An 18,982-nucleotide genomic window follows, 5' to 3' on the forward strand; every position below is an offset into this window, starting at 1 on the left:
ACGCTTCATGCCCATGGCACATGCCCCTGCGAAAACAGTTTTGAAAACAGCGGTGTGTTGAGGCCGCCGCCGTGGGCAGCGGTCCGCAACGGCGACCCGTCGGCCTGGTTGGTCCACCAGTAGCTGGTGCTGCCGAAGGCATCGAAGCACAGTGGAAGCTCTGGCCAGCCCAGGCGCTGCTGGGCACCCGCGCCACCGGCTGTAGGCCCGAGGATCGAAAGAATGTCGTCCGAGCCGCCGCTGGCGGTCTGGAAGCCGGCGCGGCCCGCGGCCAGCACCTGGCTGTCGAACTGGTCGGGTGCCACGCCATGGCGGATGGCCTGCAGCAAGGCGGTGCCGCATTGCCAGTACCACTCGGCCGAGCCTTCCAGCACCGACGGCCGGTAGCTCGACGCGGCCACCTGCAGCGTCACGCACACGGGGTAGTAGCGGCCCACGCGGTCGCAGCTCGGCGCGATGCAGCCGAGCTGCACCGCATTGACGCCCTGCGTGGCCGGAATGGCGAAGTTCCAGACCGGCGCCACCGCATAGTGCCGCGTCATCGCATCGGGCCAGCGCTTGAAGCTGCCCAGGCCGTTCTGCATCCAGCGGTCCCACCAGGCCTGCAGTTCGCGCGGCATGCGGCGATAAAGAAAGTCGCCGGCGGCGGGCAGCTTGCCGTACCAGCCGACCTGTTCGTCGACCGGCACCCAGGCTTGAGGGGGAATGCTGCTGTTCATGTCGGTCAGGACTTCCCGGGGCACGAGAAGCTGTTCATCTGCGGCAGCCGCAGCGGGTTGTAGACGCTGTTCGCCGTCACGGCCAGCACCACCTTCTTGCCCTGCAGGTCGAAGGTCGCGTTGAACGATTCGGGCGAACTGCCCGCGGAGATCGAGGCCTTGTCGAACAGGCGATGCAACGCCCACGGCCCTTCGGTCACGATACCGCCGGCCGGCGTGCCGTTGGCGGTGGTCACCTGCAGGCGCACCTGGTTGCTGTTGCGCGGGCCGGGCCACTTGATGGTGCTCGGTGCCTGCGGGCCGTGCGCATAGCGCACCGTCTGGCCATCGACGTCGAGCGTGAACTGCGTGAGCGCGGCGTCCATGTCCTCGGGCCGGATGTCGAGCGTGAACGACGGCGTGCGCCCGCCCGCCATGCCCGAGAAGAACACGTCGCGGATCGCCTGCGCCTTCTGGAACGAATCGAGATACCCCGAGCGGCCCGAGGCGCTGCCGTCCACGCCGCGCTTGAAGGCCCACGGGTTGACCGAGGTGTCGACCTGCGTGACGAGGTTCTTCTGGAAGAAGTCGTCCATCATTCCGCCCGGCGCGAAGAGCTGCGCGAAATCGCCCGAGGCCACGTCGCGGTTGGAACCGCGCGAGAACGGATAGCGCCCCGCGATCGCCTGGTTGCAGAACGAGCCGATGCTGGCCGCCGCGCTTTGCCCGATGTTCTGCCGCGTCACCGCCGCAGCCTTCGACGACGCGGTGGCCGACAGGTCGTTCAGCATGCCCTGGAAGGGCACCGGCAAGCGCCCTGCCTCGGCCTGCACCTTGGTGACCGCATCGCTCGACGGCGGGATGTTGCCGCTGCGCAATGCGGTGTCGGTGGCGGTGAGGAAGTTGTACAGCTCGTTGATGAGCGCGGCCGTCGCGTCGATGGGCGCCTGCCCGCCGGCCTTGGGCGCGGTCACCATGCGGCGCAGCGGCTCGAAGTGGTTGTCGACCAACGACTCGGGCCGGTCGACCTGCGTGTTGCGGCGCTGGCTGCCGTCGGGCTGGCCGATCAGTTGCTCGATGCGCTCGCGCGTGCTGGCCACGCGGTTCTGTGCCTGGTCGAGCAGGCTGCGCGCGGCCTCGTCGTGGTTGCGCAGCAGGTCGGTCTCGCGCGCCGCACCGCGAATGAGCCGCGACATCGGCGACTCGCTGGTCGAGAGCACGCGCGTCATCTGGATGCTCTGCAGCAGCGAGCGGCTGTCGGCCAGCCGGATGTCGACCAGGTAGTCGTCCCACACCTTGATGTAGTCGGTGAGGTAGAGCCGCCGCACTTCGCGCAGCAGCAGCTCGCGCGAGGTGATGTCGGCGATGCCGGGCGCGCGGATCTGCAGCACCCAGCGGTCTTCCTGTTCGAGCGACAGCGTGGTCTCGGCCATGCGCTTGTCGAAGGTGTCCCAGTAGCCGCGGTAGGTGAACAGCGTGGGGATGCCGTCGGTCAGCGGCTTGCCGCTGGCGCGCCGGATCACCAGCGCCGATTCGGCACCGCCCGCCTCGGCAATGCTGAAGGCATTGGGCGGGCTGGTCTGCAGCAGTATGCGCCGCAGCCGCGCATAGGCGCGCTGCGCCAGCGGCACGCCGGCCAGGCGCTCGCGCGTCTGCGTGATGAGGCGGTCGTCCTTCGCGAAGGGCGACGTCAGCACGCGGCCCGCGAACAGCGTCTTCAGGTGCATCTCGAGGTTGGCGCGCTGCTCGCGCGTGAGCGAGGCGCCGATCTTGCGGTCGACGTCGGTCAGCAGCCACGCCTGCAGGAAGTCGGCGTCGTAGCGCTCGGCGTCGTACAGCATGAGGTAGGCCTTGAGCGCCTCGTAGCTGTATTCCGCGTCGGCCTTCGAGGCTTCGCGCAGCGACTGCTCGATGCGCTGCGCCGCCTGCGGCAGCAGCACGGTTTCGAGCGCGCGCTGGTAGACGCCATCGGTCGCGGCCTGCAGCTTCTCGCCCTGGTAGAGGCCAAAGCGGTACGACACGGGCGGATCGCCGATGTCGAAGTGGCTCGACTTGGGCAGGTCGCGCAGCTTGTCCAGCACCAGCAGCGAGCTGGCGATGTCGCCGCTGGAGTCGACCACCGTGGGCAGCTCGCCGCGCGCGGACGCCTTGTTGAAGGCCTTCGCGTTGCCATCGACCTCGGCCACGTAGTCCTTGTTGTTGCGCCAGCTGTTGACGCAGGCACCGAGGAACAGCACCAGCAGCACGCCGATCAGGCTGTAGCCCGCGATGTCGATGGCGCGCTTGCGCCGGTACCAACGCAGGTTGGTGCCGGCCACGCCCGCGTCGCGGAAGATCACCTGCTGCAGCAGCTCCTTGAGGAAGTAGCTCTTGCCGGGGCCGGGCGGCGGCGCCGGCGGCGCGTTGACCTGCAGGTAGCGCTTGATCGCGCCCATCACGCGGTCGAAGGCCGTGCCTTCTTGCGTGCCGCTCGTGAAGTACACGCCGCGCAGCATCGACGCGGCCTCGAACTTCGAGGGGTTGAACACGTCGGCCAGGAAGGTACCGAGGATGTCCTCGAAGCTTGCGAACTGCTGCGGCAGCAGGTAGGCCTGCGCGCGGCGCATCGGGTCGGGCTCGGCCGCCAGCAGCTCGGGCAGGCGTTCGTCCAGGCGTTGGTGCAGCAGCTTGTATTCCTGGTGGAAGCGCTCGCGCAGGTCGGTGCTCGCGGGAGCGGCCGCCTTGCCCCGGGACTTGTTGGCCGGGTTGCCTTCGATCGGGAAGGTGAAGCCCCACACCTGCTGCCGCTCGGCGCGGCCCAGCGAGCCGAAGTACTCGTTGAAGCCGGCCAGCAGGTCGGTCTTGGTGACCAGCACATAGACCGGGAAGTCGATGCCCAGGTCGTTGCGCAGCTCCAGCAGCCGCTTGCGCAGCGCCATGGCGTGACGCGCGCGCTGCGCGTCGTCGGCCAGCGGCAGGTCGGCGATGCTGATGGTGAGGATGGCGCCGTTGATCGGCTGGCGCGGCCTGAACTTCTTGAGCAGCTCGATGAAGCCCTTCCACTCGCCTTCGTCGGTCTCGCGGTTGCTCTCGTGCGTGGTGTAGCGCCCGGCGGTGTCGATCAGCACCGCCTCGTTGGTGAACCACCAGTCGCAGTTGCGCGTGCCGCCGATGCCGCGCACCGCGGCCTTGCCGAGCTGGTCGGCCAGCGGAAAGTCGAGGTCGGAGTTGACCAGCGCCGTGGTCTTGCCCGAGCCCGGCGCGCCGATGAAGATGTACCAGGGCAGCTGGTACAGGTACTGCCGGTCGAACACCGCGAAGCGGCTCGCGGGCTTGCCGTCGGCGCCCTGCCCGAAGCGCATGTTCTTCAGGATTGCGGTGGCGTCGGTGAAGCCGCTCTGCAGCTCCTTGATTTCGGGCGCGTCCTCGGGCTTGGCCTCTTTCTCTTTCTTCGAGGGCGTGCGCAGCTGGTTGAGCAGCTGCGCATTGAGCCGGTGCTCGCGCCACTTGCGGTAGACCAGCCGTATCAGCCAGATCGCGAACATCAGCACGATGACCACGATGCGCACGAGTTCGTCTTCGAGCGGCCGGTAGCGGCCCACGGCGATGGCCGGGCCGATGATCCAGATCAGGAACGCAACGGCGATCAGGCCCAGGAAGACCCAGAGATCGCGGCTGATGAGAAAACGGAAGATGGCGCGCAGCATCAGCGTGCTCCTCCTTGCGCGGGTGCGGGGGCGGGCGCCACAGGCTGCACCGGCACGCCGGCCACCGGCGCCACCAGCAGCGTGACCTCGACGCGCCGGTTGCGCGCGCGGTTGGCGGCCGAGTCGTTGGGCACCAGCGGATCGGCATCGCCGCGGCCTTCGGCGCGCAGGCGTTCGGGTCGGGTCACGCGCGCGGCGATCATCTTCTTGACCGCATCGGCACGCGCCTGCGAAAGCTGCCAGTTGGAAGGAAAGCGCACGCTGCGGATCGGCTGGTCGTCGCTGAAGCCGCTGACCAGGACGTTGCCTTCGACCGCATTGAGCGCATCGGCCACGCGCGCGAGCACGGGCGCATAGCGGTCGAGCACGCGGTCGGAGCCCGAGGCGAACAGGCCGTCGCCGCGCAGCACCACCACGCTGCGGTCGGCCTCGTCGCGCACGGTCAGCAGGCCGTCGCGGATCTCGGGTTCAAGAAAGCGCTGCAGGCGCGGCTGCGCCGCCGGAATGGCCACGGCGCGCGCCGACTGCGGCAGGTGCACCGCATTGACGGCCGCGAACGCGCCGTCGGAACTGCCGGCCAGGTTGAAGTTGAGCACCGTGAACGCGATGACCAGCAGCACCCCCGCCAGCGCGGCCACCGCCCACACGGGCAGCCAGTTGCGCGTGCGGCGCACCGGCGCGCTCGCGTCCTGCCAGTGCGGCGACAGCGGCACGGCGATCTCGCCGCGTGTCTGTCGAATGATCTGCAGCAGCCGCTGCTTGAGCGTTTCGAGCTGCGAGCGGCCGTTGTCGATGACACGAAAGCGCCCCTCGAAACCCATGGCCAGGCAGAAGTAGATGAGTTCGATCAGCTGCAGGTGCTGCTGCGGGTTCTGCACCAGGCGCGAGAGCAGCTGGAAGAACTTCTCGCCGCCCCAGGTCTCGTTGTGGAACATCACGAGCAGGCTCTGCGACGACCAGATGCTGCCGCCCCACGGCGTGAGCGCCGCGGCCTCGTCGACGGCCGTGCACAGGCAATAGCGCGCGCCGATGATCACTTCGGGCGCGATGCCGGCCTGCTGCGCGCGCGTCTCGAAGCGCCGCACTTCATCGACCAGATGCTCGCGCAGTTGCGCGGGCGCGGGGTGGTGGCCGGTGGCGCGGATCTGCGGGATCAGGTCGAGCAGCGGATTGGCCGCCGCGACCAAGGGGTTGTTGCCGGCCAGCGCCGTGTCGCCCGCATGCGGACGCCGCGCGTCATGCCACGCGGTAAAAGATTCGGGCTGCGCGCCGAAGCCGCGCGACGAATCGCCGTTCGCGCCGCCACCGGGGTTCGGCGGCACGAAGCCTCCCGGTCCGACGGCCATGTCGTTGACACCGTTCATAGAGTCCCTCACGGACGGATGGCCCAGAACTCCATGGCCAGCCCTGGAAAGTCACCGGCCAGGTGCATGGCGACGCCGCCTGATTTTTCGAGCTGGCGCCACATGTCGCCGCTCTTGTCGAGTTCGAAGTAGTGGTAGCCCGCGTTGTACGGAATCTGCCGTGGCGCCACGGGCAGCGGCCGCACGACCACGCCAGGCAGCTGCAGTTGCACGAGGTCGCGGATGCGCTCGACCGAGCCGATCTTGACCTGCGTCGGAAAGCGCTGCTGGATCGCCTCGGCCGGCAGGTCGGCATGCACCGCGAGCACGAAGCCCGCGTTGCGCACCAGCACCGGGTCGGGCATGCGGCCCACGCGCACGCCGTGGCTGCGCTCTTCGAGCTCGATGGCGATGGCGCTCTGCTCGAGCACCGCCGACAGCGAACGCCGCAGCTCTTCCATCAGCGGACGAATGCTTTCGTTGAGGTTGTCGTGGTCGTACACCGGCCACAGCACCGGCCGGCGAGTGGGCGAGGTGTGGGTGGCGAGGTGGCAGGCCAGCTTGAGCCAGTCGACGAAGAGTTCTTCGGGGTGCACCTGCACCGCCTGCTGCGCATGCCAGGTGGTGGCCAGGTAGCGGTTGACCAGTTCGAGCAGAAGAAAGTCGGAGACCTCGCTCACGCCGCCGCGCCCCGGTTGCGACAGCCGCGAGGCCAGGGCTTCGGAGCGTTGCGTGAGCAGGCCGTGCAGCTCGGCGATCATGCTGCGCAGCATGGTGTGCGCCGAGGCATCGAGCACCGGCGGAATGTAGTTCGCATCGATCACCAGCTTGTGGTCGGTGCGCCGTTCGATGACGCGCACCGCGCCGATGGCCTGCCATTCGGCCGTGAGCGAGGACGCGCGCGCCAGGCGCAGGCGCGGTGCTGCAAGCTGCAGCACGGCCGGGCCGAGCGCGACCGCGTTGCCGTCGTTGACCTCGCGCTCGATCACGCCGAAGCGCGCGGCCGAGCCTTCGTCGTCCGAGAAGATGACCTCTTCGCTGCCCGGCCTGCGCAGCGGCAACGCAAGCACGATCAGCTCGTCGGTCAGGTCGCTGGGCACTTCATAAGGCAGCGGCGCATCTTCGGCGCCAAAAGAAAACGGTGTTCCATCGGGCAGCACACCCGCGCCACCGAGCAGCGACACGCGGCCGAGCGCATAGGCATCGCGGTCGATCTCCAGGTGCAGCCAACCCCAATAGGCACCTTGCAGGCCCGCGGTGCGGCGGGTCACGTACTGTTCGACATAGCGTTCCAGCTGCTGGAAATGCTGCGGCCGCAGGTACATGCCTTCGGACCACACCACGCGATTCGCCAATGCCTGCGGTTGGGCGCCGTTTCTTCCGGAGCCCGAGTTGCGAACTGTCACCAAAGAACCTCCTGGGAGTGCTCAACACGGAAGCGGGAGGTGCGTGGATGAACGACCTCCCGATCGATCGGTTTTGCTCTTGATGCTACACGGCGCGTCTTACGTTTTGCACCGCATTTCTCGCACTCATTTTTCGCACTTTCGCACTACTGGAGCCCCAGAGTTAGCGACTTGGTAGTAGCTCGATGCCCGTCTTGCGGATGGCAACATGCACCGCCTGCTCGCTCGGCGAGAACTGCCACACCTTGTAGAGGTTGGTCTGCTTCGGTTCTTTCAGTGGCAGCACGATGCGCCAGCGCGCGGCTTCTAGCCTGCGGTAGCCCGCGATGATGCCGATGGCACGCGAGTCGAGCCCGGCCTCGCGCTTGAACACGCGCTCTTCGCCGCTGCGCATGATGGCCTGGTCTGCGTTCACGAGTTCTGTTGACAGCGTCTCGCGGTCGCGGTCCTGTAGTGCAAAGTAGTCTGCCGTCTCGAAGTTACCGGACGATTTCAGTTCGAAGACTTTCACCAGGATCGGCGCGGCCTGGCCGCGTCCGTCGGGGTTGACGCCATCGTCGATGCTGATCGAGATGGCATAGGGTGTGGGCAAGGACTTGGCTGTCGATGCGCATCCACTGAGGCCCGCAAACAACGGTGTTGTTGCAAGTGCGCCTTGTAGCAAGGTTCGTCGATGCATTGATATCTCCCCCAGAGGTTCGCGGCCTATATTATCGAAGTCATGCGCACTTCGAATGTCGCATCACATGCATGTCGCAACACAGCGGCACACTATCTCAAGCATTGCCTTTCGCGAGGTAGGAGAGAAGATTGAAGTCATGTCTGCCAGCTCTGGCGTTCACTTTGTTGTTGGTGACCGGTTGTAAGACCACACCGCCGCCCGAGCCCACACCGCCTCCCACGCCCGAGCGCCTGAGCCAGCAGGTCGCGCGCACCACGCTCGAACGCGCGCAACAGGCGTACGACGAAGGCGACTACGCCAAGGCCATCAACACGCTCAAGAGCGGTGGCGTCTCGGTGTTCGAGGGTGCCGACCCCAACACGCGCCTCGACGCGATGAAGCTCGAAGCTTTCAGCTACTGCGTGGCCAACCAGGTGCCCGAGTGCCGCACGCAGTTCCGCAAGATCCTCGACGCGTTTCCCAGCTTCGATCTCAACGTGGCCGAACGCAAGCACCCGGTGTGGGGCCCGGCCTTCGAGGCCGCCAAGCGAATGAAGCGTTGAACGCCGCGGGCAACAGAGAGGGCCGCGGCTCGACATGAACACGGAGAAGCCATGCGTTGGACGGTGATCGAACATGCCGGCAGGCCGGTGACGGCGGGGCCCTCGGCACTGCTCGCCGCGCCCGGCGGAACGATCGGGCGCAGTCCCGACAACCACCTCGTGCTGCCCGACGAGCAGCGACAGATCTCGCGCCTGCAGGCCACCGTGCGCTTCGACGAAGACGGTGTCGCGGTGCTGCGCAACATGAGCGCGGTGCTGCCCATCAGCGTCAACGGACGCACGCTGGCGCACGAGCAGGAATCGCGCGTGGCCGATGGCGACCACGTGGCCATCGGCAGCTATCTGCTGGAGGCCGCGAGCGCGCAGCGCGCGGCGCCCATGGTGGAAGCGGTGGCTGCACCGCCGCCATGGCAACCGCCACCACCGCCTCCGCCGCCCGCGCCGATGCCGGCGCCGCACGATGCGCGCGCCACGCCATCGAACCCGCTCGGCGGCTTGCTGCCCGCATCGCCGGCATCCGACGTGTTCTCGGACCTGTTCGGCGAAGGCGCGCTGCCCATCGGCGATGCGCACCAGCAGCAAACGGTGGCGATGCCGTCGCCCATGCAGGCACCCGCGCCTGTGCCCGCACCGGCGCCTGCATTTGCACCGCCTCCCGCATTCGCACCGGTGCATGCACCCAGGGACCCTTTTGCAGCGCCCGTGCAACCCGCGATGTACGCGCCGCCCTTGTCATCACCTGCACCGGCTGCAGCGCCTCGCACGGCAAGCGCGCCTTCGTCGCAGATACCTTCCGCGGCAGACTGGGACGCCATCCTGGCCAACGCACCGCGACGCGTCGACAGCACGCCCGCGCCGATGCCCGACCCCATGGCACACGAGCCCTTCGAGCTGCCATCGCAGGCGCGCAGGAACCCGGTCGATCCGCTCGCGGAACTGAACCCAAATGCGGCGAACGACATGTCGGACGTGGCGCTCAAGCGCGGCGTCGATCCGCTGTCCTTCTTCGCGCACGACGACAGCGCGCCTTCGCCGCTGTCCGATCCGCGCCCCACCGCGCTCACTACGCACGACCAGCCGTTGCTCGGTGAAGTCGATACCCCCTTCGACCTGCTGACCCGGCCCACGCCGCAGGTCACACCGGGGTTCAGCCACGCGAACCACACGCGTGAAGTGGCGGCGCAGTTCCGGCCACCGAATCCGGTCGCAGCGCCTGCGGTCGTGGCCGCACCGCCGCCTGTCGTGGCACCGGTGAAGGTGGAGGCACCACCGCCACCGCCTCCTCCTGCACCGCCGCCTCCGCCTGCAGTGCAGGAAAGCCCTGTGGTGGCGCCACCCGTGGCAGCAGCCCCGCCAATCGCAGCCGAAGTGCCCCCTGTTGCCGTCGAAATGCCGACGGCCGTGGCGCCTGTCGTCACGGCATCTGTTGCAACAACGCCTGTCGCGCCCCCGGTGACGCCTACAACGCCCGTGGCACCGACGACCCCGGCGACCGATGCGCCTTCGCTGCCCTCCGGTTCATCCGCTTCGTCCGAAGCGCTCTTCAAGGCGTTCCTCGAAGGCGCCGGCGTGCCCGACGTCGCTGGCCAGCAGGCCCTCGACATCGAGGCCATGCAGCGCCTGGGCCGCCTGATGCGCGCTTTCACCGACGGCACCATCGAGCTGCTGTCCTCGCGCGCGATGCTCAAGCGCGAGGTGCGCGCCGAGATCACGATGATCGTGGACGAAGAGAACAACCCCTTCAAGATCCTGCCCAACGGCCGCGCCGTGCTGATGCAGATGTTCGGTGCGCGCATGCCCGGCTTTCTCACGCCCGAGGCCGCCGTGCACGATGCGCTCGGCGACCTGCAGTCGCACCAACTCGGCATGGTGGCCGGCATGCGTGCCGCGCTGCTCACGCTGCTGCAGCGCTTCGACCCCGCCGTGCTCAACCGCGAAACGCCGCACGACGGCAGCTTCGGCGAGAAGGTATTGCCCGGCGGACGCGAGGCGCGGCTGTGGCGCCAGTTGCAGGCACTGCATGCGGACACCACCGCGGCGGTCGAGGACGACTTCCAGGCCGTCTTCGGCCGGGCCTTCCAGCAGGCCTACGACAAGGAAATGGACCGGCTGAAGGAGGCTCGCCGTGCTTGAGGCCGCCCGCGCTTTCGCCGTGCCCATCTCGACCTCGCAGTTCTCCTGCGTGGGCGAACGCAGCGGCAACCAGGACGCCATTGGCTACCACCTCGACGAACACAACGCCTGCTTCGTCGTGAGCGACGGCGTCGGTGGCAACGCGGGCGGCGAGCTGGCCTCGCGCATCGCCGTCGACACCGCCCTCGACACCTTCGTCATCGCGCCTTCGCTCGAAGCCGACACCATCCAGCGCTGCGTGAAGTCCGCCAACGACGCCATTCTTGCGAAGCAGCGCGAGCTGGCCGACCAGAGCAAGATGAGCGCCACGTTCGTCTCGCTGTTCGTCGACCGCGCCACCAACCAGGCCTGCTGGGCCCACGTGGGCGACAGCCGCCTCTACTGGTTCCGCCGCGGTGCGCTGATGCAGCGCACCGAAGACCACAGCCTGTCGGAGCGCTCGGGTGATGCCGCCGCGAGCCACCAGAACGGCGGCGAGCGCCTGGTGAAGACCAATCTGCTGTACCGCGCACTCGGCGCACGCGCCACGGCCGAAGCCACGATCACCGCGCCGCAGCGCCTGGCCGATGGCGATGCCTTCCTGCTGTGCACCGATGGCCTGTGGCAGCTGATCTCGCAGCAGGTGATGGAACGCTCGCTGCAACTGGCCGACAGCGCGGAAGAGTGGCTCGCGCTGATCCGTCGCGCGGCCGAAGCCAAGGCCGACGAGTCGCGCGACAACTACTCGGCGCTGGCCGTGTGGGTGGGGTTTCCGCAGCAGGTGACGCTGGCGGGGACGGTCTGAATCGGTGCGCCCTCAGGGCGCCAGCATCAGCACCTTGAACTGGCTCGGCACGATGCGCATGCCGACGATGTTGCATCGGTTCTGCGTCGTGATGCTGGTGACCCGCGTGGCCGGCGTCCCCTTGAGAAGCACGGTGAACGCGCCTGTCAGATGACGCGATTGCTGCATGAAGGTCTGCGACACAACGCCACCCAGTGCCCCGGGCTGATCGCCCAGGGTGATTGGCGTGGTCGTCGCCATGTTATGTGCCGGCATCGCCATGAAGAGGATGTTCCAGGCATTCGGAATGGCCATCGGCCCCATGGCCATGTTCGGGAAAGGAATGGGCACCGGCGTCCTGCAGACGTCGGGGAATGCCATGTCCATTCCCATGAGCTGGCAATTTGCAAACATCGGGTACCTCCTTGCCTAGCCCATGTGGATCTGAGCCGCGTCCACCTTCACCAGCTCCTGGCCGGTGACCATCGTGTGGTGGCCATGAATGCGCACCGTCTCGCTGGCCTTGTAGTCCATGTGGCCCGCACGCACCTGGTCGACTTCATCCGTCAGGCGCAGCGTCTGGCGCGCCATCTGCACGATGCGATCGGCCACGGTCTCGAACACCTTGCCAACCAGCCGGACGCTTCCGGCCGCGGCCTGCGCGGAGCGCGTCACCAGCCGCAGTTCACCGATGTCGCACTCGCCCTCTTCCGTCTTGAGTACGAAGCGCTTGTCTGCGCGAAGCTTGAGCTCCGAGGCACTCGCGATGGTCACCCGGCCATCGCCGGTGGATGCGAAGGTGACGTCGCCCGCCGCCTCGATGCAGCTTGACGACGCATCGGCCTGCTCGATCACGGCGATCAGGTAGGCCCGCGCGCTGTCAGGACCGGACACCAGCACGGTATCGCCGCCGGCCGGTTTGAGCAGGCAGCTCGCCGCGCGCCGGCAAACCCAGACAGCACCCTGCTCGTCATCGACGGTGACGCGTCCATCCGGCAGCAATGCGGCGACCACCCCCTGGAAGTGAACCGGCGTCGCCAGTTTCGAGGCTTTGCGCAGTGAAACGACTGACATGGAGATTTCCTTGTTTCGATGGGTAAACAGTGGAACGGACAGGCCTGGCGGCATCAGCGCGGCGAAAGGAGCTCTTGAGCCTTGAACAGCTCCGCATCGTTTTCGATGATGCCACCGCTTCCCGAGAAACGCGCATCTGTGCGCACAGCGCGATGAAAGCGGGTGCGCAAAAAACGTGCATTGCGCAGATCCGCATTCTGAAGTCCGGCATAAGAAAAATCGGCATCCTGCAGGTCCGCGTCGCGAAAGCTGGCCCCCCTGGCCTGCGCGCGATGGAACACGCTCAACGGCAGGCGCGAGCGGCTGAAATCGGTACCTTCGAGTTTGGCGTCGGCCCAGATCGACTGATCGAAGATGGCATCGGTGCAATTCGCTTCACGCAGATCGGCCTCCGGGAACATCGTCTGCGCGGCATCCGCTGCGCTGAAATTCGCCTTGGTCAGCGTGGCGCCCTTGAAGTTGCTCTGGGTCAGCACGGCGCCGCTGAAATCAACACCGGCCATGGCGCTGTCGGTGAACTGGCAGCGCAGGAAGGCGGTGTGCGGCAAGCGCTGCCCTTCGAGATTGCACTCCATCAAGATCGAACCATCACATTGGGCCTGGGCGAACTCCACCGTGCGCAGATCCATGCGAAAGAACATCAGGTGCAGCAGCTTCGCCCCGCGGCAATCGAGCTGGTCGACCCGTGATTCGGTGATGACGATCTGATCGCAGATGCTGGGCTTCAACGCCGCATGTCCGAGCTCGCATCGGACAAAAGCCACGCGCTCCATTTGCGCTTTCTCTAAATCCGCGTGAGCCAGTGAAGATTCGAAGAAGTTGGCGTCCTGCATGAACGCGCGGCCGAGTTGCGCGGCTTCCAATCGACACCGAAACACGCGCACGCCTTTCAAGCTGGCCGCCGACAGGTCGGCTTGATCGAAGTTGCATTGCGCCAGCGAGCTGTCGTCGAGGCAGGCGCCGCGCAGATTCGTCCGGCTCAAGTCGACGTGCTCCATCTGCGCCCCCGACAAGTCGATGCCGCTGAGGTCCTGACCCGCGAGACTCGCCTTGACCACCGGTTCGCCATGCCGAATCTTGTCCAGAAGTTCTTCGACTGTCATCGAACCGGCTCAGTCCTTCTTGCAGGCAAGGTCTTGGCTCCTTGGGTGTAGGCGCCGACAAAGGTGGTCGAGCCGTCGATGGCGGCCTGCGACACGTCGGCGCGAAACAGATTGGCGTCCTGCAGGCTGGCAAAGCGCAGGTCGGCCTTGGAAAGATTGGCATCGATGAGGTTCGCACCGCGCAACGAGGCTTCGCGCAAGTCCGCGCGAATGAACAGGCTCTCGCCGGCATGCAACCCTTCCAGCCGCGCGCGCCGCAGGTCGCACTCGGAGAAGTCGCAGCCGTCAAGGCGTGCCTTCGCGAGGTCGACGCCGACCAATATGGCGCCGCGCAGGCCACACTGCCTGAGCGAAGCAGCGCAGAACACGGCCTGCACCAGGCTGCAGCCATGGACGAAGGAACAGGTCACGAGGCTGGCCTCGGTGAAGTCGACTCCCTCCTGCGCATCGACGGTGACGAAAGCGCAGGCGTTCAGCGCGGCGCGTACGAAAGATGCTCCCTTGAAGCTGCACTCGATCCAGCTCACCTGCTTGAACGCGGCGTTGTCGAAAGCCATGTCTTTCAGCGCCAGCTTGAGCAGCGCCATTTCCTCCCAGTGCGAGCCGCGCGCATCGCAACACACCCATTCGCTTTCGAACAGATCGGCTTGCTTGAATGCGGTCTTCGCCAGCACGCAGGAACGAAAAATGGTCTTGTTGCAACGCGTCTGCACGAAGCTCGCACCCGTGAAGTTCGCGCCTTCGCAATGCGCGCCACCCAGGTTGGCCTCGTCCAGCCTCGCATCGGTGAGTGACGCCCGGACAAGCCGCGTCCGCGCAAGCACCGCGCGCGTGAAGTTGCAGCCATCGAGCCGCGCATCGCTGAAGTCGACGTCTTCGAGGTTCGCTTCCGTGAAGTCGGCACCGCGCAGGTCCAGCCCCGAGAGGTTGGCGCCGGCGAAGCTCATGCCTGCGAAGCGACGCTCGCCGCTGGCTGCGGCCTCGAGACGCCGACGCAGCCGCCTGGAGCGCAGGCTGCTGGCCGGCGGCGCCGGCTCGAGCAGGTGTGCGCCGTAGAGGTGCCCCATGCGCGCGCTGCGCCCGGCCTGCTCGCGCAGCCGCGCGCTTTCGGCGGCCTCGTCGGGCGTGAGGGGTGTTCGGCGCTCACGCGCCGCGTCTTCCTCGAGGCGCACGAGGTCGTGCAGCAGGCGGTCCGGGTCGAATCGGCGCTGCACAGGCTTGCCGGTCTGCGATGCCACCTCGGTCATGGCCTTGTCGATGCTCGCCTTGATCTCGTCGGACAGCTTGCGCGGATCCATCTGCGACAGCGGCGGGATATCGATATCGGGGTGAATGGCCGCGGGCATCCCGTGTGCGACGACCTGAGCCCGGTCCTCGGCGCCGCGGGCAAGGGCCGCCTTGCGCATCTGCTCGAGGGCTTGATCGGCCTTCTCGGCGAAGTCGGGCAGATCGTCCATGGAGGCAGGCGGCTGCAAATCCGGTTCGGACAGGGGCGGCAGATACTGCGCCGGGTCCAGCCCCTGCTCCAGCAGACGGGCGTGCAGGCGTTCGCGCTCGCGCTGCCGGCCTGCGCGCAGATTGCGCACCAGCGGAAGCGAGGCGATATCGGGCACCTGGTCGCCCGCCCACGGCCCCATGACCGCCTTGGGGACCAAGTCGCTGTCGCGCAGGACCAGCACCGCCTTGGCTGGATCGATGCGCTGCTGCAGCACCTGCTGGTAGTGGGCGAGCGGCCGCGGCTGCCCGCGCAACTCGAGCGCGGGCATGATGTGCTTGACGTCGGCCGCGTCATCCTCTGCGATGGGTGATGCACCGTGCCAGACCAGGATGACGCGCTCGGCGTGTGGGAAAAACCAGGCTGTGCTCAAGCTCAGCGAAATTTCCGACAGCGCGCCACCGTCTTTCTGAAAGCTGGCGAAGCAGCGCGCCTGCCAATCGGGCAGCTGGCCGCGCATCACCGGCTGCCGAGGGTGCATGTTCCACAGTTCGTAGGCGGCGCCCGGCGGCAACTCGCGCTGGCCGGGCAGGCGCTGGTCGGCAGGCGCAGCGTTGAAGTAGCGCCAGTCCATGTCATCGGCGAAACCCGGGTACTCGTGCTGCAGCCACTGCTGGTCGTAGGCGCGCCCCATCAGTGCGAGCCGCTGCGGCCGATCGGGTGGCACGGCGCCGAAACCCGCAGGCACGATGCGCCGCCCGGGTGCGTCCTGACGCGCGCCGGGCAACTCGACATTGGGAACCCGGCGCGTATGCACGCCGTTGATCGTTTCATCGAAGCTGCCGATGCCTTCGGGGTTTTCGGACTCGCCCGGGCCGCCATAGGCATGTGCCCAATCCAGCCTCAGGCGCTCGAAAGGCTGGGGATGCGTCGCGCGGCCGCCAAGCCAATAGCGATCACCACTCACCAGCAACGACTTGGCCTTGCCATGGAAGACGGCCTGGGCCGCGCACAGTGTCTTGTCGTCCTGATGCGCCGTGTACGCATAGCCGCTGACCAACCACTCCGGCTCGATCTTGGGCACACCCATGTCCAGCACGTTGCCGGGCCCGATCTCGTCGGCCGCCAGCTTCCAGAGATCCTGGTCAGGCATCAGCAAGGGCTCGGGCGCCAGGCTGGCCATCGCGAAGACCGAGACGCCCAGGTGGTCTTGCCGTTGCCTTCGGAAGGGCCGCGTGAGGATGCTCAGGCGAAAAGGCTTGATGGTCTTCATCGGGGCAGCGCACCTGCTTCAGCGCATCGGCTGGTCGATGGCGATCTCGCGTGAGACCGGATCAAAGCGCAGCTTCACGGAACGCCCTGGTGCGAAGTCGGCGAGCTTCACCGGACTGATCGGAGCGTCCAGTTCAGTCTCGTAGGCGGGCAACCCGCCCTCGGGCTGTACCCGGAGCTTGAGCCGCACCATGACATAGATGAACTCGACGCGCATGCCGGTGTCATGGCTGTCGAGCACCGTCGCCACCGCCGCCTGCCCGGTGCGAAGCACGCGCTCGGCGCGGTCCGAGCCCATCACACGGCGGTTGACCTCGCTCTGCATATGCAATATGTGGAACACATAGCGCTTGGCCAGCGCGGTCAGCCCGGACCACAGCAGCAGGACGACTGCGATCGGAACAATGAGAAGCCAGTGTTCAGCGAACCACCCAACGAAAAGATCCGACATCTGAGCCATCAGAGGTACACGGTGATCCCACGGGGATTCACCTTCACTTGAGACATTTCGATGGTCGTCGCCTTGTTGGCTGTCTGGAACAGCGTCTGCGTGGTGGAGTAGAGGCCCATTGCCCCGCTGGCGGAATACATGTCGAACTTGTTGATGGAACCCGTGATCGAGTAGGCGTTGAACCCCATGTTCTGGACGGCAACGCTGACCGTCCTCCCATTCGCGGTGATGGCTGCGACATTGACGTTCACGTTGATCCCCGTGATCCCCATGTTGAAGCCCTTGAAAGCAATGCCCCAGTCCGTGAACGTTATTTTTTTCTTCGACGTGTCCTCCACATTCGGTGCGTTCAGGATGATCTTGGTCGGTGACTTGATCGTGATGTCCGCCTTGGTGCTTTCCAGGTTCATGGGGCCATCCGTCGTCGCGCTCAACGACGTGTTCGCATGCACCTTTTGGGCCCCCTTGACGAGATAGTCCTCGTTGCCGTCGACCGTCACCTTCTTTCCCTTGGTGTTTTCGGTATACAGACCGACCACCGTCGTGGTCTGCGGGCCCGCAATGTCTTCCTTGAGCGAGATACCGATGATTCGCTCTTCCCCTTTGTCCACCGTGTCTGTGCGCTTGCCGGTGACATGGATGGTCTGATTCCCGATGACATCGACCTGCTGGTTGCCACCATCCACCTTGATGAACTGGTCGCCGCCGTTGACGGTGATCTTCTGCGGCCCGCCCTTGTTGACCGTCAGCGTGTGCGGCCCGTTGATCGTCTCATCGAGCGAGGTGTTTCCCGTGTAGGTGTCCGCGCGCTCGATCCACGTCTCGCGCGTACCTTCCACGGTGTGTTTTTCATTGTTCTCGACGCTGACGCCAAGATCCTTCTGCGCATGGAGCTTGATCGACTCGTTGCTGGGGTCGTCGTCGATCACGAAGTGGTTGGCCAGCTCTCCGTCGCCCTTGATGGTGCGGCTGATGAAGCCGCTGACCGTTGCCTTGGCCGGCAGTTCGAGCGGCGGCATCTGGTCGGCGTTGTAGACGCGGCCGATGATGATCGGCCGGTCGGGGCAACCGGCGATGAAATCGACGACCACTTCCTGTCCCACGCGCGGGTGATTCACCGCGCCGAAGTTCGAGCCGGCCCACGCGCTGGACACACGCACCCAGCATGAGCTGTCTTCGTTGCGCTGGCCGTAGCGGTCCCAGCGGAACTGCACCTTCACGCGGCCGTACTTGTCGATCCAGATGTCTTCCCCGGGCGGGCCCACGACCGTGGCGGTCTGCGGGCCGTGCGTGGTCGGCATCCGCGTGACGCGCGGCGCGCGGAACGGAAACGACGTGGGCTGCACACCGAAGTTGAAGCTGTAGAGGCCGTCGGGGCTGCCCGTTGCATAGCCGCCCTCGCGCAGGTTGTACGTCACCGCGACGATCAGGTATTCCTTGTTGTCCTCATCGCGCGGCGCGTTCTGCATGTTGAAGCGGTAACCGGGCGCCATGCCGCGCACGTTGGAATGGCCGGTGTCGATTTCGGCCTTCGCCTGCGCTTCCTCGAGCCGGATGCGCGCGTAGTGCTCGCCCTGCCCGGCGTCGCTGTAGCCGCCGAGCCACTCGTACATCTCGTAGCGGCCGTGGTCGTTGTCGCGCGGCTGGCTGCGCGTGTTGAGCAGGTCGGCCTTGGGCTTCTTGAAGTCGAAGTCGTCGACCACGAAGGTGCCGGGACGAATCTCCTCGGTCACCTCCCACTGGTCGATCACTTCGCGGCCCGTCCCGCCCACGCGATCGGTGGCGAGGTAGCCGATGCGCGGATAGCCCGGCAGCGTGTCGTGCCCACCCATGTCGTCAGCCAGCACCAGCGTGTGCTGGTTCTTCTCGTGCTTGAAGTAGTAGTAGATGCCTTCGTGTTCCATCATGCGGCTCACGAATTCGAAGTCGGTCTCCTGGTACTGCACCGAGTAGTCGCGCTGGCGGTAGCTGGCGCTGAGCCTCTTCTCGAACGCGAACCCGTACTCGCCGAGCACTTCGTCCAGGATGTCGACCACCGACTTGTTCTGGAAGATCTTGCAATCGCTGGTGCGCGTGAGATACCAGAGCCAGGGCTGCACGAGGGCCCGGTACACCACATAGCGCGACGAGCTCTCTTCGCGGCCGATCATCGTGAAGCGCGTGATCTGCCCGTTGAGGTAGCGCGGCGTCCCGTCGATGGTCACGATCTCGAGCGTGAGCGGCTTGCCGAGCAACGCCTTCATGTCGACGGAGGTGTTGGGACTCAGCAGGTCCACCTCGAACTCGAACAGCTCCGACAGCCCTTCGTTGCCGTGCATCGAACGGAACAGCAACTGGTCCGGTGCAAGCGGCGTATGTGCAATGACGACTCTGGCCATGTGGTACTCCCTCTTT

14 protein-coding genes are annotated in these 18,982 nt (G+C 66.4%); 3 read left to right on the plus strand and 11 right to left on the minus strand.

The genetic code is table 11. The features are described 5' to 3' along the window. Positions 1 to 5: 5 nt before the first annotated feature. The 5 genes from tagF to tssJ all read right to left on the minus strand — a co-directional run bounded on the left by tagF (position 6) and on the right by tssJ (position 7,812). Positions 6 to 719, minus strand: a complete 714-nt coding sequence (gene tagF / locus ACGLHS_RS27710) for a type VI secretion system-associated protein TagF (protein WP_093247088.1) — start codon at positions 717 to 719, stop codon at positions 6 to 8. 5 nt (positions 720 to 724) lie between these two features. Then, complete coding sequence (gene tssM, locus ACGLHS_RS27715; RefSeq protein ID WP_093247089.1) at positions 725 to 4,384, minus strand: type VI secretion system membrane subunit TssM; 3,660 nt, start codon at positions 4,382 to 4,384, stop codon at positions 725 to 727. Further along, a complete protein-coding gene (locus tag ACGLHS_RS27720) occupies positions 4,384 to 5,748 on the minus strand; it encodes a DotU family type VI secretion system protein (protein WP_394485039.1) in 1,365 nt (454 codons plus the stop codon). The genes tssM and ACGLHS_RS27720 overlap by 1 nt, the downstream gene beginning before the upstream one ends. An 8-nt stretch (positions 5,749 to 5,756) precedes the next feature. Next, positions 5,757 to 7,052 (minus strand): type VI secretion system baseplate subunit TssK, encoded by a 1,296-nt coding sequence (gene tssK, locus ACGLHS_RS27725; RefSeq protein WP_394485119.1) that lies wholly within the window; start codon positions 7,050 to 7,052, stop codon positions 5,757 to 5,759. Positions 7,053 to 7,296: 244 nt separating this feature from the next. Beyond that, entirely contained in the window at positions 7,297 to 7,812 is a 516-nt protein-coding gene (tssJ, locus tag ACGLHS_RS27730) for a type VI secretion system lipoprotein TssJ (RefSeq protein WP_394485040.1), read from the minus strand. Positions 7,813 to 7,943: 131 nt separating this feature from the next. Here tssJ and ACGLHS_RS27735 point away from each other — a divergent pair, with 131 nt between their 5' ends. From ACGLHS_RS27735 to ACGLHS_RS27745, 3 genes are read left to right on the plus strand one after another with little or no spacing between them, the layout of a single operon-like run. Further along, positions 7,944 to 8,357: a TssQ family T6SS-associated lipoprotein gene (locus tag ACGLHS_RS27735; RefSeq protein WP_394485042.1), complete on the plus strand. Its 414-nt coding sequence runs from the start codon at positions 7,944 to 7,946 to the stop codon at positions 8,355 to 8,357. 51 nt (positions 8,358 to 8,408) lie between these two features. Beyond that, on the plus strand, positions 8,409 to 10,490 hold the full coding sequence (gene tagH, locus ACGLHS_RS27740; protein ID WP_394485044.1) for a type VI secretion system-associated FHA domain protein TagH: 2,082 nt from the start codon (positions 8,409 to 8,411) through the stop codon (positions 10,488 to 10,490). Continuing rightward, entirely contained in the window at positions 10,483 to 11,274 is a 792-nt protein-coding gene (locus tag ACGLHS_RS27745) for a PP2C family serine/threonine-protein phosphatase (protein ID WP_093247095.1), read from the plus strand. The genes tagH and ACGLHS_RS27745 overlap by 8 nt, the downstream gene beginning before the upstream one ends. Positions 11,275 to 11,286: 12 nt before the next feature. Here the strand turns inward: ACGLHS_RS27745 and ACGLHS_RS27750 are convergent, their stop codons facing one another. From ACGLHS_RS27750 to ACGLHS_RS27775, 6 genes are read right to left on the minus strand one after another with little or no spacing between them, the layout of a single operon-like run. Next, positions 11,287 to 11,667, minus strand: a complete 381-nt coding sequence (locus ACGLHS_RS27750; protein ID WP_093247096.1) for a DUF4150 domain-containing protein — start codon at positions 11,665 to 11,667, stop codon at positions 11,287 to 11,289. Positions 11,668 to 11,682: 15 nt separating this feature from the next. Continuing rightward, positions 11,683 to 12,327 carry a DUF3540 domain-containing protein gene (locus ACGLHS_RS27755; RefSeq protein ID WP_093247097.1) on the minus strand — a complete coding sequence of 215 codons (645 nt, stop codon included), beginning with the start codon at positions 12,325 to 12,327 and terminating at the stop codon, positions 11,683 to 11,685. 53 nt (positions 12,328 to 12,380) lie between these two features. Continuing rightward, on the minus strand, positions 12,381 to 13,430 hold the full coding sequence (locus ACGLHS_RS27760) for a pentapeptide repeat-containing protein (protein WP_394485048.1): 1,050 nt from the start codon (positions 13,428 to 13,430) through the stop codon (positions 12,381 to 12,383). After that, positions 13,427 to 16,138 carry a DUF2169 domain-containing protein gene (locus ACGLHS_RS27765; RefSeq protein ID WP_394485050.1) on the minus strand — a complete coding sequence of 904 codons (2,712 nt, stop codon included), beginning with the start codon at positions 16,136 to 16,138 and terminating at the stop codon, positions 13,427 to 13,429. The genes ACGLHS_RS27760 and ACGLHS_RS27765 overlap by 4 nt, the downstream gene beginning before the upstream one ends. A gap of 18 nt (positions 16,139 to 16,156) precedes the next feature. Beyond that, complete coding sequence (locus tag ACGLHS_RS27770) at positions 16,157 to 16,597, minus strand: hypothetical protein (RefSeq protein ID WP_394485053.1); 441 nt, start codon at positions 16,595 to 16,597, stop codon at positions 16,157 to 16,159. Further along, on the minus strand, positions 16,597 to 18,966 hold the full coding sequence (locus ACGLHS_RS27775) for a type VI secretion system Vgr family protein (RefSeq protein ID WP_394485055.1): 2,370 nt from the start codon (positions 18,964 to 18,966) through the stop codon (positions 16,597 to 16,599). The genes ACGLHS_RS27770 and ACGLHS_RS27775 overlap by 1 nt, the downstream gene beginning before the upstream one ends. Positions 18,967 to 18,982 lie beyond the last annotated feature (16 nt).

It is taken from the genome of Variovorax sp. VaC1 (assembly GCF_043658315.1).
In the GTDB taxonomy this organism is placed as follows: Bacteria; Pseudomonadota; Gammaproteobacteria; order Burkholderiales; family Burkholderiaceae_C; genus Variovorax.

Coding starts and splice junctions, on each gene's coding strand:
- tagF (WP_093247088.1), bottom strand. CDS start 719: ATGAACAGCAGCATTCCCCCTCAAGCCTGGGTGCCGGTCGACGAACAG.
- tssM (WP_093247089.1), bottom strand. CDS start 4,384: ATGCTGCGCGCCATCTTCCGTTTTCTCATCAGCCGCGATCTCTGGGTC.
- ACGLHS_RS27720 (WP_394485039.1), bottom strand. CDS start 5,748: ATGAACGGTGTCAACGACATGGCCGTCGGACCGGGAGGCTTCGTGCCG.
- tssK (WP_394485119.1), bottom strand. CDS start 7,052: ATGTACCTGCGGCCGCAGCATTTCCAGCAGCTGGAACGCTATGTCGAA.
- tssJ (WP_394485040.1), bottom strand. CDS start 7,812: ATGCATCGACGAACCTTGCTACAAGGCGCACTTGCAACAACACCGTTG.
- tagH (WP_394485044.1), top strand. CDS start 8,409: ATGCGTTGGACGGTGATCGAACATGCCGGCAGGCCGGTGACGGCGGGG.
- ACGLHS_RS27750 (WP_093247096.1), bottom strand. CDS start 11,667: ATGTTTGCAAATTGCCAGCTCATGGGAATGGACATGGCATTCCCCGAC.
- ACGLHS_RS27755 (WP_093247097.1), bottom strand. CDS start 12,327: ATGTCAGTCGTTTCACTGCGCAAAGCCTCGAAACTGGCGACGCCGGTT.
- ACGLHS_RS27760 (WP_394485048.1), bottom strand. CDS start 13,430: ATGACAGTCGAAGAACTTCTGGACAAGATTCGGCATGGCGAACCGGTG.
- ACGLHS_RS27765 (WP_394485050.1), bottom strand. CDS start 16,138: ATGAAGACCATCAAGCCTTTTCGCCTGAGCATCCTCACGCGGCCCTTC.
- ACGLHS_RS27770 (WP_394485053.1), bottom strand. CDS start 16,597: ATGGCTCAGATGTCGGATCTTTTCGTTGGGTGGTTCGCTGAACACTGG.
- ACGLHS_RS27775 (WP_394485055.1), bottom strand. CDS start 18,966: ATGGCCAGAGTCGTCATTGCACATACGCCGCTTGCACCGGACCAGTTG.